The 17,035-nt window shown below is 61.0% G+C and carries 7 protein-coding genes; 4 read left to right on the top strand and 3 right to left on the bottom strand.

Annotation, left to right across the window (positions count from 1 at the left end):
- Positions 1-303: 303 nt before the first annotated feature.
- On the top strand, positions 304-663 hold the full coding sequence (locus AB4N74_RS02045; RefSeq protein WP_460098060.1) for a DUF6124 family protein: 360 nt from the start codon (positions 304-306) through the stop codon (positions 661-663).
- A 204-nt stretch (positions 664-867) separates the two neighbouring features.
- Here AB4N74_RS02045 and AB4N74_RS02040 read toward each other — a convergent pair whose 3' ends face one another.
- A complete protein-coding gene (locus AB4N74_RS02040; RefSeq protein ID WP_460098059.1) occupies positions 868-9,468 on the bottom strand; it encodes a retention module-containing protein in 8,601 nt (2,866 codons plus the stop codon).
- A 532-nt stretch (positions 9,469-10,000) separates the two neighbouring features.
- On the opposite strand from AB4N74_RS02040, the gene AB4N74_RS02035 reads away from it, so the two are divergent.
- From AB4N74_RS02035 to AB4N74_RS02025, 3 genes are all read left to right on the top strand, one after another.
- On the top strand, positions 10,001-11,359 hold the full coding sequence (locus AB4N74_RS02035) for a TolC family outer membrane protein (RefSeq protein ID WP_093438007.1): 1,359 nt from the start codon (positions 10,001-10,003) through the stop codon (positions 11,357-11,359).
- Positions 11,360-11,530: 171 nt separating this feature from the next.
- Positions 11,531-13,690, top strand: coding sequence for a type I secretion system permease/ATPase (locus AB4N74_RS02030; RefSeq protein WP_093438012.1), 2,160 nt, complete (start codon positions 11,531-11,533; stop codon positions 13,688-13,690).
- 10 nt (positions 13,691-13,700) lie between these two features.
- Entirely contained in the window at positions 13,701-15,062 is a 1,362-nt protein-coding gene (locus AB4N74_RS02025) for an HlyD family type I secretion periplasmic adaptor subunit (protein ID WP_093438017.1), read from the top strand.
- 121 nt (positions 15,063-15,183) lie between these two features.
- On the opposite strand, the gene AB4N74_RS02020 is transcribed toward AB4N74_RS02025, so the two are convergent.
- Positions 15,184-15,780 carry a tRNA-uridine aminocarboxypropyltransferase gene (locus AB4N74_RS02020; RefSeq protein ID WP_257357531.1) on the bottom strand — a complete coding sequence of 199 codons (597 nt, stop codon included), beginning with the start codon at positions 15,778-15,780 and terminating at the stop codon, positions 15,184-15,186.
- 5 nt (positions 15,781-15,785) lie between these two features.
- On the bottom strand, positions 15,786-16,679 hold the full coding sequence (locus AB4N74_RS02015) for a LysR family transcriptional regulator (protein ID WP_007956593.1): 894 nt from the start codon (positions 16,677-16,679) through the stop codon (positions 15,786-15,788).
- Positions 16,680-17,035: the final 356 nt, after the last annotated feature.

The following is a 17,035-nucleotide window of genomic DNA, read 5'->3' as shown; positions in this document are numbered from 1 at the left end:
GCGCCATTGCCTACAGCTACGCCAGAATCCGCCGGCTTGTGCGCCTTGGGCTCGGGTTTTATTGTGGGTTGGTCGCTGACGAATCAGCGATCGGGTTTAGCGATCCGATACCCTACAGACGCTCAATCCCCAGTCTCAATTGCAGCTTTGTCTATCTGCACTTGGCGTCATGGTGGCTGTGCGTGGGAGACCTTCGGGTCTACCCGGGGTTTCTGTGACCCGGATCGCTAACCTGCGTACAGCCGCCACCTTTACTTGTTTAGCGATGAGCCGTGGCGGCCAAATCAACCACGGAGTATCACCATGATCAAACCAACACCCAACCCACCCGAAACCGACCTCGCCTCCCCCTACGAATCCCTCGATTCAAAAAAGCTCAACGACGCCGCCGAGCGCGCCCTCGATCACTACCTCTGCCCACCCGGTTCGACCCCACCGCCACGCAAAGCCCGCAGGATGTACGCCGTCACCGCAGACTTCAAAAACGAGGAACTGCTGGCCTATGCCAGCGAAACACTCGCCTCAGCCAGAACCATCGCCCATGACTTCGCCCACCTCATACCCGCGTCGCAGCGCAGGACGCTGTTGGGGATCGCGCAATTGATCATGCTCGGGGAGCTGGCGGTGAATCGGGTGATGGATAATCTGGAGTTGCCGGGTTGATGCAGGCGTGATCAACCGCTGAGTTATGCGGCGCCAGACCTGGCGCTTTCGCGAGCAGGCTAGCTCCCACAGTTAACCGCACTCCAATGTGGGAGCGAGCTTGCTCGCGAAGGGGCCAGAATGAGCAACGCCATACCATCAGGCAAAAAAAACCCGCCGCCCCGGTTGAACGGGGCGGCGGGTTTTGTCGTTTCAGCCCTCAGTTCAAACCGTATCCACCTTCAACGAATGATCATTCAGCATCCCGCTGATGATCGTCGCCGTGTCATGCCCGCCGGCAACCACGCCGCCCGCCCCTGGCGTCACACCGTAATGGCTGGCGAGGTTGACGCCGGCCAGATCAATCGTCTGGTTCGGCGTGGCGCCGGCCATGGCGCTGACGTCGATGCTGGTGAGTAGCGAGGCGCCACTGCCGGTGACGGTGAAGTGCAGGTAGTCATCCAGTGAGGCGGTGGTGCCGTTCTCGCCTTGCAGCAGTTGCGACAGGTCAAGCTTGTCGGTGCCGGGAGTGAAGTCGGTGATCAGGTCATGGCCGCTGTTGCCCTTGAGCCACTGGAAGGTGTCGGCCCCTGCGCCACCGGTCATGGTGTTATTGCCCATGCCGCCGATCAGCAGGTCATCACCGCCACCACCGTTGAGGATGTCGTTACCCAGGCCACCGTTGATCACGTTGTTATTGTTGTCGCCGGTCAGGGTGTCATTGAAGTTCGAGCCAACGAGGTTTTCGATGCCGGTCAGGGTGTCCGTCCCCGCGCCGACGGTGTTTTGCGCACCGAGCAGACCGAGGTTGACCGTCACCCCGGCGGTGGCGTGGGCGTAGCTGGCGGTGTCGATGCCGGTACCGCCGTCGAGCAGATCATTGCCCGGGCCGCTGTAGAGCAAGTCGTTGCCGGCGCCGCCGTGCAGTTCGTTGTTGCCGGAACCGGCGGTGAGCACATCGTTGCCGTCGCCCGCGTTGAGGATGTTGTCGCCGGTGCCGGCTACCAGCACGTCATCCCCCGAGGTGCCGGTGAGGGTGTGGCCGTCCTGATAGCTGATGGTCACGTTGGCCGTGTCGCTGCCGCCGTGGTTGTCGTTGGCGGTGTAGCTGCCGTGGAAGTCCGGGGTGAGATCGTGGGCCCCGGCGTAATTGACTGTCATGGTCAGTTGGTAGTTTTCCGCCGCATTCGGGTTACCGCCACTGGTATTGCTGATGTTGGTGACGTGGATCTGGTAGGTGCCATCGGCGCTGGCGGTGATGGTGCCGCCATCGGCAATCGCGACAAACGCGCCACCGTTGAGCGAATACTCCAGGGTGACGTGCCCGGCCGCCAGGTTGTGATCCAGGTTCAGCGTTTCGCCCTGTTTCAGTTTGACCGTGATCAGGTCTTCATCGTTGGCATTGGCGTTGGTCACCGCGCCGAGGTAGCCGCTGATCACCAACACCGCGGTCATCGCTGCGGTGTTGGCGGCGAAGGCATTGCGCACATCGGCCAGGGTCTGGTTGGCGGCAGTGTTGCTGTTGCCGTTGAACGTGATCGCACCGGTGCCGGTGAAGTCCGCGCCCTTCGCTATCCAACCAGTATTGAAGGTGGTCGGTGTGGCGTTGAGCGTATCGCCATTCGGATCGGTGTCGTTGGCCAGCAGCAACTCGCCCGGCACCACGATGTTGCTCGACAACACGTTGGTGATGACGTGATCGTCCACCGCCACGGGTGGCGCGTTGGGGATCACTTTCACGGTCAGCGTCGAGCTGGCGAGGTCGCCGTCGTTGTCGCTGAGGGTGAAGCCGATGTTCTCGGTAATCACCACCGCCGTGGTTTTCTGCGAGGTGTAGCTGTAGTCGCCGGTGTCGAGGTTGATCACCAAGGTGCCGCTGTTGTTGGTGGCGATGCTCAACGTGTTGTTTACGGTGTTAAAGGTGCCATGGTTGACGCCACCGGTGGCGGTCAACGAGCCTTGGCCACTGAGGGCTTTCGGATCGTAGGTGTAAGTGGTGCCGTCAACGACAATGGATTTGATGAAGCCGCCATCGGCGCCGAAGGTACCGCCCTCGCCCAGCAACGAACCGGTGACCGGCGCGCCTTCTACGGTGCCGGACAGCACCGAGTTGAGCTGATTGAGATCGGTAACCACCACCGCGTTGGTGTTGGTGTGGGTGATGCCGTCGTACGCCAACGGATCAAGGTTGGCGTTACTCACGCCGCTGCCCAGGCCAATCGCGTAGTTCTTGATGTTGTTGGCATCGAGGAAGTTTTTCAGCGCGGCTTCATCAGCGGCGTTGATGTCGCCCTCGTTGGGTTTGCCGTCCGAGAAGAAGTACCCGACGTTCTGTGCCCCGGTGAGTTTGCCCGAGGTGTTGAACGCGGTTTGCATGACCGCCACCGCGGCGTCGTAGTTGGTGCCGCCACCCGCCGACAGACCGGCGAGAATCGTCTTCGCGGTCGCCACATCGACCCATACCGACGTTCTGTCAGTGGCGTTGCTGCTGAAGGTGACGAGCTGGACTTTGACATCGCCGAGGTCATCGTACTTGTCAAGCAAGGCACTGATCGCCTGCTTGGCCAGGTCCAGCCGCGACAGGCCCGGCACACCGGAGGCGTCGGCCATACTGCCGGAGATATCGAGCACGATGAGCAGGTTGGAATCGATCTCCACCGCCGCTACCGAACGATCCGAGGCCACCGCTTTTGGTACGTCATCGACGATGTTCACCACAAGGGTGCTGGTGGTGCTGTTGCCCACTGCATCGGTGGCTTTGTAGGTGAAACTTTCGCTCAGGGTGTTCGCCCCGTCGTTGGCGCTCGGCGAGGTTTTCGGCGCCGAGGTCAGCGTGTAGGTGTAGGTGCCGTCGGCGTTGAGCTGGATCTGCCCGTAGCTGCCGGTGGCGCTGCCGACCAAGGTGTAGGTAATCGCGCCCGTACCGCCGGTAACTGCGCCGACGAGCGTGCCGGTCGCGGTTTCACCGGTGTTGGTCGGATCGCTGCCGGTGACCGTACCGGCGGCCAGATCCTGGCCGTCCTTGGTCAGGTCGAGGGCTTTTTCATAGACCGTTACGTCCTGATCGACCGAGGCCACCAGCTTGCTGTCGGCAACGTTGACGGTGATGGTTGTGGTGCTTTCATCGCCGTCGCTGTCGCGAATGGTGTAGGTGAAAGTGTCGGTGGCGCCCGGTGGGCTCACCGAATTCGGGTTGCTGTGATAGACGGCGTTGCCCGCCGCATCGAGGGTCAGGTAACCGAAGTTGCCGTTGATGTTGCTGTTGAGGCCGCCGATGGCCGAAGTGCCGGTGTTGCTGCCGGCGCGCACGCCGACCACCGAGGCTGCGCCATCGGCGCCGCTGATGTCATTGCCCAACACGCTGATGTTGACCGTACCACCCTCCGCCACCGAGCCGGTGTCGGGTTTGGCGGTCGGCAGGTCATCGATGATGTTGACGTTAATCTGGCCGCTGGCGGTGCTGCCATCGGTGTCGGTGGCCACCACGTTGAAGTTCTCGGTGAGGCTGTTGGCACCGTTGGCGTTCGGATGGGTTTCGTTGTCGACCAGGGTGTAGCTGTAACTGACCACGCCAGTGGCTGGGTTGTAACCGGTGACGGTGAAGGTGCTGCCCAGCGGCGAGACGACGGATTGCGGGAAGCCTGCGGCGACACCGTTGGTGACCACGGCAATGCCGCCGACGGTGAGGGTTTGCAGACCATCGAGCGCCGTGACGGTGAAGGTGCCGCTCTGGGTCAGTGCCGGAGTGTCGGGGCTGGTGCCGTCGCTGAGGTTTTTCTCGTAAACGGTGAGTTCGCCGCCATTGACGTCGAGGCCGTTGAGCAGCACCGGATCGTCGTTGTTGTGGATGTTCAGCACCAGGTTGGCGGTGCTGGTGTCGCCGTCGGCATCGGTCAGGGTGTAGGTGAAGGTTTCGGTACCGTTGCCGCCGCCGTGCAGGTTTTTGAAGTCGGCATCGTTGGGGTTCAGCGTGTAGGTGTACGTGCCGTTGGCGTTGAGCACCAGCGTGCCGTAAGTGCCGGTGAACGTGCCGGCGGTGATCGGCCCGGCATTCGGTCCGGTCGCGACCACATCGGCGCCTTGCACATCGTTGGTCAGCACATTGCCGGTCAGGGTCAGTTGCGTTTCCGAGGCGCTGTTGGCGTTGCTATCGTTCATCGCCTTGGGCACGTCATCGACGATGCTGACAACGATGGTGCTGGTGACAACGTTGCCCAGCGAATCGGTGGCCTGATAGGTAAAGGTTTCGCTCAGGGTGTTGGCGCCGTCGTCGGCATGCGGCGTGGTGCTCGCCGGTGAGGTCAGGGTGTAGGTGTAAGTCCCGTTGGGGTTGAGGACGATCTGCCCGTAGTTGCCGGTGGCACTGCCAACCAGCGCGTAGCTGATCGCGCCGACGGCGCCGGTGACCGCGCCGACCAGGGTGCCGGACGCAGTTTCGCCGGTGCTGGTCGGGTCGCTGCCGGTAACCGTACCGGGCGCCAGATCTGCGCCGTCCTTGGTCAGGTCCAGCGCTTTCTCGTAAACGGTGACGTCAGTGTCGCTGGTCGCGTACAGCTTGCTGTTGGCGACATCGATGGTGATGGTGGTGGTGCTTTCATCACCGTCGGAATCGCGCACGGTATAGGTGAACACATCCACCGCGCCCGGGCCGTTCACCGCGTTGGGGTTGCTGTGATAGACCGCGTTGCCATTGGCATCCAGGGTCAGGTAGCCGTAGGTGCCGTTGATGTTGCTGTTGAGGCCGCCGATGGCCGAAGTCGAGGTGTCGGCGCCTGCGCGCACGCCGACCACTGCACCGGTCACCGCCGGGCCGTCGGCGCCGCCAATGTCATTGTCCAACACATTACCGCTGACCGTGCCGCCCTCCGCCACCGAAGCAGAATCAGGATGAGCGCTGGGCAGATCATCGACGATGTTGACGTTGATCTGGCCGCTGGCCGTGCTGCCATCGGTGTCGGTGGCGACGACGTTGAAGTTCTCGGTGATGCTGTTGGCGCCGTTGGCGTTCGGATGGGTTTCGTTGTCGACCAGGGTGTAGCTGTAACTCACCACACCGGTCGTCGGGTTGTAACCGGTGATGGTCAACGTGCTTCCGAGCGGCGTGACGATCGATTGCGGGAAGCCTGCGGCCACGCCGCCGGTGACCACGTTGATGCCGCCCACGGTCAGGGTTTGCAGACCGTCGAGGGCGGTGACGGTGAAGGTGCCGCTCTGGGTCAACGCGGGAGTGTCGGGGCTGGTGCCGTCACTGAGGTTTTTCTCGTAGACGGTAAGTTCGCCGCCGTTGACGTCGAGGCCGTTGAGGTAGACCTGATCGTCGTTGTTGTGGATGTTCAGCACCAGATTGGCAGTGCTGGTATCACCATCCGAATCAGTGATGGTGTAGGCGAAGGTTTCCGTGCCATTGCCACCGCCGTGCAGGTTTTTGAAGTCGGCGTCATTGGTGTTCAGCGTGTAGGTGTAGGTGCCGTTGGCGTTGAGTACCAAGGTGCCGTAAGTCCCGGTGAAAGTGCCTGGGGTTACCGGCCCAGTCGGTACGCGGTCGGCGCCTTGCACGTCGTTGGTCAGAACATTGCCGGTCAGGGTCAGCAAGGTTTCCGATGCAGTTCCGGTGTTGCTGTCATCCACGGCTTTTGGCAAGTCGTCGACGATGTTCACATCGAGGGTGGCGTTGGCCGTGGTGCCGTTGTCATCGACTACGGTAACGGCGAACTGCTCAGGCAGATTGTTCGCACCGTTGGCGGTTGGGTGGGCTTCGTTGTCGACCAGGGTGTAGCTGTAGCTGACCACGCCGGTGGTGGCGTTGAAACCGGTGATGGTCAGCGTGCTGCCGAGTGGAGTGGTTACGGATTGTGGGAAACCTGCCGCTACGCCATTGGTAACGACAGCAATGCCACCGACAGTCAGCGTCGTGACGCCATCGAGTGCGGTGATGGTGAACGTGCCGCTTTGGGTCAACGCGGTGGAATCCGGTGCGCTCCCGTCAGTGAGATTTTTCTCGTAAACGGTGAGTTCGCCGCCATTGACGTCGAGTCCGCTGATGACCACCGGATCGTCATTGTTATGGATCTGCAAAACCAGATTCGCCGTGCTGGTATCACCGTCCGAATCGGTGATGGTGTAGGCGAAGGTTTCCGTGCCATTACCGCCGCCGTGCAGATTTTTGAAGTCGGCATCGTTGGTGTTCAAAGTATAGGTGTACGTGCCGTTGGCGTTGAGCACCAAGGTGCCGTAAGTCCCGGTGAACGTGCCCGGGGTTACCGGCCCGGTCGGTACACGATCGGCGCCTTGCACGTCGTTGGTCAAAACGTTGCCAGTCAGAGTCAGCAAGGTTTCCGAGGCGGTGCCGGCGTTGCTGTCATCCACGGCTTTTGGCAAGTCGTCGACGATGTTCACGTCGAGGGTGGCATTGGCGGTGGTGCCGTTGTCATCGACTACGGTAACGGCGAACTGCTCAGGCAGATTGTTCGCACCGTTGGCGGTTGGGTGGGCTTCGTTGTCGACCAGGGTGTAGCTGTAGCTGACCACGCCGGTGGTGGCGTTGAAACCGGTGATGGTCAGCGTGCTGCCGAGTGGCGTGGTGATCGATTGCGGGAAACCGGCGGCCACCCCATTGGTGACGACGGCGATGCCGCCGACAGTCAGGGTCGTCACGCCGTCCAGCGCGGTGATGGTGAACGTGCCGCTTTGGGTCAGCGCGCTGGAATCCGGTGCGCTGCCGTCAGTAAGATTTTTCTCGTAAACGGTGAGTTCACCGCCATTCACGTCGAGGCCGCTGATGACTACTGGATCGTCGTTGTTGTGGATCTGCAGAACGAGATTCGCCGTGCTGGTATCACCGTCCGAATCGGTGATGGTGTAGGCGAAGGTTTCCGTGCCATTACCGCCGCCGTGCAGATTTTTGAAGTCGGCGTCATTGGTGTTCAGCGTGTAGGTGTAGGTGCCGTTGGCGTTGAGTACCAAGGTGCCGTAAGTCCCGGTGAACGTGCCCGGGGTTACCGGCCCGGTCGGTACACGATCGGCGCCTTGCACATCGTTGGTCAGGACGTTGCCGGTCAGAGTCAGCAAGGTTTCCGACGCGGTGCCGGCGTTGCTGTCATCCACCGCTTTTGGCAGGTCATCGACGATGTTCACATCGAGGGTGGCATTGGCGGTGGTGCCGTTGTCATCGACTACGGTAACGGCGAACTGCTCAGGCAGATTGTTCGCACCGTTGGCGGTTGGGTGGGCTTCGTTGTCGACCAGGGTGTAGCTGTAGCTGACCACGCCGGTGGTGGCGTTGAAACCGGTGATGGTCAGCGTGCTGCCGAGTGGCGTGGTGATCGATTGCGGGAAACCGGCGGCCACCCCATTGGTGACGACGGCGATGCCGCCGACAGTCAGGGTCGTCACGCCGTCCAGCGCGGTGATGGTGAACGTGCCGCTTTGGGTCAGCGCGCTGGAATCCGGTGCGCTGCCGTCAGTAAGATTTTTCTCGTAAACGGTGAGTTCACCGCCATTCACGTCGAGGCCGCTGATGACTACTGGATCGTCGTTGTTGTGGATCTGCAGAACGAGATTCGCCGTGCTGGTATCACCGTCCGAATCGGTGATGGTGTAGGCGAAGGTTTCCGTGCCATTACCGCCGCCGTGCAGATTTTTGAAGTCGGCGTCATTGGTGTTCAGCGTGTAGGTGTAGGTGCCGTTGGCGTTGAGTACCAAGGTGCCGTAAGTGCCGGTGAACGTGCCTGGGGTTACCGGGCCAGTCGGTACGCGGTCGGCGCCTTGCACATCGTTGGTCAGCACATTGCCGGTCAGCGTCAGTTGAATCTCTGAAGCCGTACCATTGCTGTCATCGAACGCTTTCGGCACGTCGTCGGTGATGTTGACGTCGAGCGTGCCGGTCGCGGTGTCGCCATTACTGTCACCGGCAATCACCGTGAACTGTTCGCTGAGGTTGTTCGCGCCATCGCCGGCCGCGTGGCTTTCGTTGCCGTTGAGGGTGTAGCTGTAACTGACCACGCCCGTCGCCGGGTTGTAACCGGTGATGGTCAGGGTGTTGCCCAGTTGCGTGGTGATCGATTGCGGGAACCCGACCGCTACGCCGCCGTTGATCAGGTTGATGCCGCCAATGCTCAGGCTGGTCAGACCGTCCGGCGCCGACACAGTGAAGCTGCCGCTTTGCGTGAGGGCGCCAGGATTGGCCGCCGAGCCGTCAGGCAGATTGGCTTCATTGAGATTGAGTTCGCCACCAGCCACATCCAGGCCGGTAAGGGTTACCGGATTGTTGACCGGTGGCGGCACCACGACTGCCGGGGTGTTGTCGCCGTTGTCGATCACCGCGTTGTGGCGTTCTTCAGGGAATTCGGGAATACCGCCGAACCCGGCGGTAGGGAAACCGATGATCGGGTCGACCCGGCCGCCGACTTCGGTCAGCAAGACAAAACTGTGGCCGCCGCCCAATTCACCCGGCGCCCCGCCCGGGGCATTCGGGCCGGCGGCAGTGGCTTCGGCGTTTTTGCTCGGGTCATCACCGGCGGCGATGGCTTTCTGGATTTGCTCAACGTCAGTCAGTTGCGCTTCGCTCGGGGTCACCGCCTCTGGCGCATTTACGTGCGCCGCTTGATCGGCCAGCAATTGGCCGGTCATGGTCAGGCTGCTGTCACGGCCCAGGGTCAGTTCCTGGCCGTTTTGCAGATGAACGGCGACGGCGCCTTCTGCGCCGGTGATCAGTTGATCGCCGGCAAACAGGCGATCCCCCTCAACCAGTGCGCGTTTAGTGCCGTCGGCTGACTGGGCGAAAACCTGGCCAATGACTTTGGTGACTATCCCGATGAGCGTTGCCATGTGAAATCCTCCGCTGCCGACCACCGTCGGCACTGGTAAGCGAAGCAGCCCATGGCTCAATCGGGTTGTTGGAGGCGACGCTCGCACCTTCAACAGTTCGTTTCGCAGGTGGCTTATTCCGGAAACATCAGTGCTATCAAGCACTTCCGCATCCTGATCAAAGCCATACGCCTACTAACGCTACGTAACGGTGGTGAATCACTCGAGTGACAAAAATCTGTCGCCCATCAGCCGCTACGCGTCCCTCCCCTTCAGCAGTACTTCGCCGTATGTCGCAAAGTGAATGGAACTTTCCTCAAGCCTTTTTGCACTCCCTAAAGCGCATAAAACAAAGGCTTTCATGCTGAACAATGTGCCGGTTTTTACAAAGCGCATAAGTTTTTTTCGGCATAAGCCTTATGAAAATTTTTTCTTAGCTACGCTTCAGGATGTTCTTAGCTCTGTTGTTACAAGAGTGAAACGCCTACACCTAAAAATATCGTCAAATATTTGGCGACAGTAACACACCATCAGGACTCAGGGAGATGCACCCATGCGCGTTCTAACCCCCCTCTGCAGCGCGGTTTTGCTGGCCATGGCTTGCACTTCTCAAGCTCAGGCCATGAACCTCACCGAGGCGATTCAAAGCACCATCGCCACTCACCCGGAACTGGCCTCGCGCGTGGACGCCCGCCTGTCGGCTGATGAACAAGTCAAAGTCGCCAAGGGCGGTTTCTATCCGTCCGTCGATTTGAACGCCGCCTATGGCCGTGGCTACAGCGACAACACCAACACCCGGGCCTTCGGTAATCACCACACCGAAATCCTCAATTACACCCAGTCCGAGCTGCGCCTGCGGCAGATGCTGTTCGACGGTTTCAACACCGCCAACGAAGTCGAACGCACCAAAGGCGTCTCCAATTCGCGCGCGTACTACGCGCAAGGCACTGCCCAGGATCTGGCTCTGCGCACCATCGAGGTCTACCTCGAAGTGCTCAAGCGTCGTGAACTGGTGACCCTGGCTCGCAACAACCTGCAGGCACACTTGCGGGTCAACGATCAGATTGGCCTGCGCACCGAGCGGGGTGTCGGCAGCACCGCCGACTCCGATCAATCGGTTGCGCGTAAAGCGCTGGCGCAGAACAACCTCGACACCGCCGAAGTCGATCTGTCTGACGCCGAAGCCAACTTCTACAGCGTCGTCGGGCGCATGCCCGATGAGCTGGAAACCCCGGCCTCAACCCGTGGCGAACTGCCGACCGAATTGCGTGAAGCCCAGCAGAGCATGGTCGACAACAACCCGTATCTGAAGTCCGCCCAGGCTGACGTGCAATCGGCCGAGAGCCAGTACGAAGTCGCCAAGTCGCCGTTCTATCCACGCTTCGACGCGGAAGCGGCCGTCGGCGCGAACAACAACGTGCAAGGCGATGAAGGCCACGACAACGAATGGCGCGTCGGTGTGGTGATGAACTACAACCTGTTCCGAGGCGGCAGCGACAAGGCGCGCCTGGCCTCCGATGCGCACCAGATCAACCAGGCGATGGACATCCGCAACAACGCCCTGCGTCAACTCAACGAGAACATTCGCCTGGCCTGGAACGCCATGCAGAACGCGAAGAAACAGACCCCGACCGCCCGCGAATACGCGGAAACCACCAAACGCGTACGCGCCGCGTATCAGGATCAGTTCGGCCTCGGCCAACGCACCCTGCTCGACTTGCTCGACAGTGAGAACGAGCTTTACAACGCCAACCGTCGCTACACCGAAATCCGCTACACCGAGGAGTATTCGATGTACCGCGTGCTGGCGAACATGGGCCAGTTGCTGAGCAAACAACGGGTGGTGCTGCCGGCCGATGCGATCGCCGCGACCGAAGTGAAAAACGAAGCGCGCCTGCCGGAACTGAAGTAAGTCCCATGTAGGAGCTGCCGAAGGCTGCGATCTTTTGATCGTTCCCACGCTCCGCGTGGGAATGCAGCCCGTGACGCTCCGCGTCACTGGACGCAGAGCGTCCCTAGAGGCATTCCCACGCAGAGCGTGGGAACGATCAATTCCCGTGCCCGTTCAACAGAGGCGATCAATATGACCAGCATGGAACCCGGCCACACCGGGATCGATCCGCGGCTGAGCTTCGATGATCCGTTACTCGACGGTCTGTTGATCCTCTGCAAACTGCATGGCGCGACGGTCAGTCGCGCCAGCCTGAGTGCCGGGTTGCCCCTGAACAAGCAACGCCTGAGTCTGGACCTGCTGCCCCGCGCAGCCGCCCGTGCCGGGTTGCAGGCGCGGATTCTGCGCCGTGAACTGAAAGACATCTCACCACTGAATCTGCCGATTCTGCTGCTGCTCAACGACGGTCGCACCGCTGTTCTGCGGCGCTTCAGCGACGACGGCAAAGCGCTGATCCTGCCCAGCGAAGCCGATGGCGGCGAGCAATGGATCAGCCGCGAAGAGCTCAGCGAGCACTACAGCGGCCAGGCCTTGTTCGCCCGTCCGCGCCACGAACTCGAAGACCTGCGCTCGCCGCTGGTGCCAAGGGTACATGCATGGTTTCGCGACACCCTGAAGCTGTCGAAATGGCTCTACAGCGATGCGATTCTCGCCAGTTTCCTGATCAACCTTTTAGGCCTGATGGTGCCGCTGTTCGTCATGCAGACCTACGACCGCGTGGTGCCGAATCAGGCCACCTCGACCTTGTGGGTGCTGTCGATCGGTTTGCTGATCGGCACCGGGTTCGAACTGGTCCTGCGGGTAGTTCGCGCACACCTGCTCGACACCGCCGGCAAGAAAACCGATGTGATCCTTTCCGCGACTTTATTTGAACGCATCACCGGCATGTCGATGAAGGCCCGGCCGGCGACCATCGGTGGTTTCGCCCAGAGCATTCATGACTTCCAGGGCCTGCGCGAATTCCTCACAGCGGTGACCCTGACCAGCCTGATCGACCTGCCCTTCGTCGTGCTGATGCTGGTGGTGATCGGCCTGCTCGGCGGCTGGCTGGTGGTGATTCCGCTGCTGGCGTTTCCGATCACCATCATCTTCGCGATGATCATTCAGGTGCGCCTTCGCGACACCGTGCAAAAGAGCCTGAGCCTCGGCGCTGAACGCCAAGCGGTGCTGATCGAAACCCTCGGTGGCCTGGAAACCCTCAAGGCTTGCAGCGCCGAAAGCGAGCGCCAGCACAAATGGGAGAGCACCCACGGCGCCCTCACCCGCCTCGACAGCCACGCGCGCAATCTGTCGGCGCTGGCCACTAACGGCACATTGTTCATTCAACAATTCTCGGGGATGGCGACGATTGTCGCCGGGGTCTACAGCATCATCGCCGGTAACCTCAGCGTCGGTGCGCTGGTCGCCAGTTACATGCTCGGCAGCCGTGTACTTGCGCCGCTGGGGCAGATTGCCGGGCTGATCACCCGCTATCAGCAAGCGCAACTGACCATGAAAAGCACCGATGCGCTGATGGCCCTGCCGCAGGAACGCGACGGCAAGCAGCGGCCGCTGGAGCGCACGCAACTGCAAGGCGCACTCGACGTCAGCGGCGTGACCTTTCATTACAACGGCCAGAATGCGCCGGCACTGAGCAATGTCAGCTTCAGCCTGAAACCCGGTGAACGGGTCGGCATCATCGGCCGCAGCGGCTCGGGCAAAAGTACCTTGGCGCGTTTGGTCATGGGTTTCTATGAACCCGAGGAAGGCCAACTGCTGCTCGACGGCCTCGACCTGCGCCAACTCGATGTTGCTGACCTGCGTCAGCAGATCGGCTACGTCGCTCACGATCTGCCGCTGCTGGCCGGCAGCCTGCGTGACAACCTGACCCTCGGCGCACGTTACATCAGCGATGCGCGGATGCTCGAAGTCGCCGAACTGACCGGCGTTACCGAACTTGCCCGCCAGCATCCGCAAGGTTTCGACCGGCCGGTGGGCGAGCGCGGGCAATTGCTCTCCGGCGGTCAACGTCAGGCCGTTTTGCTGGCGCGATCGCTGCTGCTCGACCCGCCGATCATGCTGCTCGACGAACCCACCAGTGCCATGGACAACAGCAGCGAAGACCAACTGCGGCAGAAGCTGCACGGCTGGGTGCAAGGCAAGACACTGCTGCTGGTCACCCACCGCACTTCAATGCTGAGTCTGGTGGACCGCTTGCTGGTGCTGGACAACGGCCGGGTCGTCGCCGACGGTCCGAAGGAAGCGGTCATCGATGCACTGCGCAAGGGCCGTGTCGGCTCGGCGGCGGTCTAGGAGTTGCCCCATGTCTGCTTCCTCAGATAGCAAAGATCGCGGCTACTTCGACAGTTTCGGCAAAAGCGCCGAAGCCGAATTCATGCCGGAAACCGCCGGTGCCTCGTTACAGGATTCGCCGCGCTGGTCGCGAATCACCGTGTGGCTGGCGGCAGCGCTGCTGATCAGCGCAGTGGTCTGGGCCAAATTCGCCGTGCTCGAAGAAGTGACCATGGGCGAAGGCAAGGCGATTCCATCGAGCAAGGTTCAGGTGATCCAGAACCTTGAAGGCGGGATCGTCACCGAGATTTTCGTCCGCGAAGGACAAATGGTGAACAAGGGCGACACGTTGCTGCGCCTGGATGACACACGCTTTCGCTCGAACAAGGGTGAGAGCGAGGCCGATCGTTATGCGTTGACCGCGCAGGTCGAGCGACTGTCGGCGGAGGCCGAGGGCCGGCCGTTCAAGCTCTCCGATGAAGTGATCGCCAAAGCCCCGCAAGTCGCCGAAGACGAACGCTCGCTGTACGACCAGCGCCAGCGCCGACTGGCCAGCGAACAGCGTACGCTTAGCGAACAGCTGCGGCAGAAGACTCAGGAGCTGGCGGAGTTTCGTTCCAAACAGGGCCAGTTCAGTTCCAGCCTGGCGCTGTTGCAGCAAGAGATGAACATGTCTGAACCGCTGGTGAAAACCGGTGCGGTGTCACCCGTGGAAATCCTGCGTTTGAAACGCAGCGCCGTGGAAATCCGTGGCTCGCTGAACGCCACCACGCTGGCGATTCCCCGCGCCGAATCGGCGATTGCCGAGATCCGCAGCAAGATCGACGAATCCGAGCAGACCTTCCGCTCCGAGGCGGCCAAGGAGCTGAACGAGAAACGTACGGACCTGTCGAAAATCACTGCCACCAGCATCGCCATCGACGACCGTGTCAGCCGCACCACCGTGACTTCACCGGTGCACGGGGTGATCAAACAATTGAAGGTCAACACCATCGGCGGCGTGGTTCAACCGGGCAGCGACATGGTTGAAATCGTACCGTTGGAAGACAACCTGTTGATCGAGGCCAAAGTGCGGCCGCAGGACGTCGCGTTCCTGCATCCGGGCCAGAAGGCCATGGTCAAGTTCAGTGCTTACGACTACACGATTTACGGTGGGCTGAGTGCCAAGCTGGAGTTGATCGGTGCGGACACGATTACCGATGACAAGGGCAACAGCTTTTATCTGATTCAGGTGCGTACCGATAAAAACCATTTGGGCGGGGATGTGAAACCGTTGCTGATTATTCCGGGGATGGTGGCGACGGTGGACATTATTACCGGAGAAAAGAGTGTCCTGGATTACCTGCTCAAGCCAGTGTTGAAAGCGCGGACCGAGGCGATGCGTGAGCGCTAGTCATTGTTGAGATTTGCGGTGATTGATCTGGCGCCTTCGTGAGCAAGCTCGCTCCCACATTTTGGAATGCGTTCCCCTGTGGGAGCGAGCTTGCTCGCGAAGAGGCCGGCACAATCAACGCCTATCTATCACCATGATTACGCTGGAAGGTCTCCTCCCCCATCGCCGCAATCTGCCCCTCGATCAACGCCTCGAACGGCTTGAGCAAAGGCTCGAATGAAGCCGGCGCCTCCAGCGTTTGCAACGCCTGCACAATCGCCTCAATCGTCGACAACGCTCCCGGTCCCGGTGCCTTGCGCAAGCGATACCGCGACACCCCGCCCTCGGCCAGCGTCACCCGGGGCAGCGCCGCCAGCAACGGATTGAGGTGCAACATCTTGCGCGCCTTGCGCCAGGTGCCATCCGGCACCACCAGCAACAACGGTTCCTCGGACTCACCGTAAGCCTGCATCGGCTGCGCGTCATCGGCCGGAAACAACAACCGCGCCCGATACCCCGGGCGGTTCAACAGCGCCGGCAAATCCTCGAACACCTCACCGACGATCAGCTCGGCATTGCTCAACCCCAGCGCTGCCAGACGCGCGGTATTCAACGCGTGATTAACCTCGCTCGGATGCTGTAACAGCAACACCCGCGTGCGACTGTCGAGGCTCGGGATCAGCGGGCACAGGCAATGGGTTTGTGGGCGCAGGCAGCGCGGGCATTGAGGTCTGGACATCGTTCTTAAGCCTGATTGAGCTGTGCTTTAAGCAAATCACGGAAGGTCTGGATCAGCGGCTCGCGACTACGACCGCGGCGCATGATCATCGAAAACGGTGCCTGATAACCGAAGGTCGCCGGCAGCAACACGCGCAGGTCACCCTTGTCGGCCCAGGCCTGAGCGTAGTGCTCCGGCAAATAACCGATGTAGGCGCCGGACAGCACCAGAATCAGCTGCGCTTCCATACTTTCCACGGTGGCGGCGCTGTGTTTGAAGCCGTGCCGGGCCAGCTCGGCCTGGCTCCAGTAACCGCGCCCGACCATGCGTTGCTGGGTGATGACCTGCTCAGGAATCCGCCGCTCGTTGAATAACGGATGGCGGCTACTGCAATACAACCAGTGCTGCTCGCGGTACAGCGGCATGTAGACCAGACCGCTCATGCGCGTGGAAAACGCACCGATGGCCAGATCGAGACGGTTGTCCTGCACACCGAGTTGCAGTTCGTACGGGCTCATCACCGACAAATGCAAATGCACCGCCGGGTGTTCCTGACTGTAAGCGCCGATGGCTTCGGCGAACGGCAGGGCCTTGTCGCTGACGGTAGAGTCGATGACGCCAAGGTTGAGCGTGCCACGCAATTCGCCCTTGAGCGCAGCGGCGTATTGCTCGAAACCTTCGAGCTCGGCGAGCAGGCGCAAGGTTTCCTGATGGAACAGCTCACCCTTGCTGGTCAGACTGAACCCACCGCGGCCGCGATGGCACAGCACCAGACCGAGCGCGGCTTCGAGCTGGCTCATGTAGGTGCTGATCGCCGAGGTCGACAGGTTGAGTTCCTGTTGTGCGTTGGCGAAACCCTGATGACGGACGACGCTGACGAAGATGCGCAACAGTTTCAGGTCGGGTAAAGCGTTGGCCATGTCTACTCCGGGGTTTGCAACTGCGTGTCTGTGGGAAAAGCCCCTCACCCCAGCCCTCTCCCCGAGGGAGAGGGAGCTGATCTCCATGGCTTTCAAATCCTGAGTTCGACTCGATTTTTCAGGTCGATGCAGATTCCGCCAACAACTCGGTCGGCCCCCTCTACCTCTGGGAGAGGGCTGGGGTGAGGGCAGCAATCCCCAGCCGATCACAATCTTGAACCCGCCAAAGTCTAATCCCAGCCCCGCCATTAGTTTAGAAAAATCTGAACTAAGTTTTTGCCCGTAGCGATTCTTTCCCCTCACTACATTTCGCATCATCGGCCCCACAGCGGCGCCCGCTCCCCTGCTCCACGGCG

This window comes from Pseudomonas sp. H3_C08, from assembly GCF_054669455.1.
This window is presented reverse-complemented; position numbering and strand designations above follow the sequence as displayed.

What these genes read in the sequence shown, in the direction of transcription:
- AB4N74_RS02045 (WP_460098060.1), top strand. Translation starts at nt 304, where the DNA reads ATGATCAAACCAACACCCAACCCACCCGAAACCGACCTCGCCTCCCCC.
- AB4N74_RS02040 (WP_460098059.1), bottom strand. Translation starts at nt 9,468, where the DNA reads ATGGCAACGCTCATCGGGATAGTCACCAAAGTCATTGGCCAGGTTTTC.
- AB4N74_RS02035 (WP_093438007.1), top strand. Translation starts at nt 10,001, where the DNA reads ATGCGCGTTCTAACCCCCCTCTGCAGCGCGGTTTTGCTGGCCATGGCT.
- AB4N74_RS02030 (WP_093438012.1), top strand. Translation starts at nt 11,531, where the DNA reads ATGACCAGCATGGAACCCGGCCACACCGGGATCGATCCGCGGCTGAGC.
- AB4N74_RS02025 (WP_093438017.1), top strand. Translation starts at nt 13,701, where the DNA reads ATGTCTGCTTCCTCAGATAGCAAAGATCGCGGCTACTTCGACAGTTTC.
- AB4N74_RS02020 (WP_257357531.1), bottom strand. Translation starts at nt 15,780, where the DNA reads ATGTCCAGACCTCAATGCCCGCGCTGCCTGCGCCCACAAACCCATTGC.
- AB4N74_RS02015 (WP_007956593.1), bottom strand. Translation starts at nt 16,679, where the DNA reads ATGGCCAACGCTTTACCCGACCTGAAACTGTTGCGCATCTTCGTCAGC.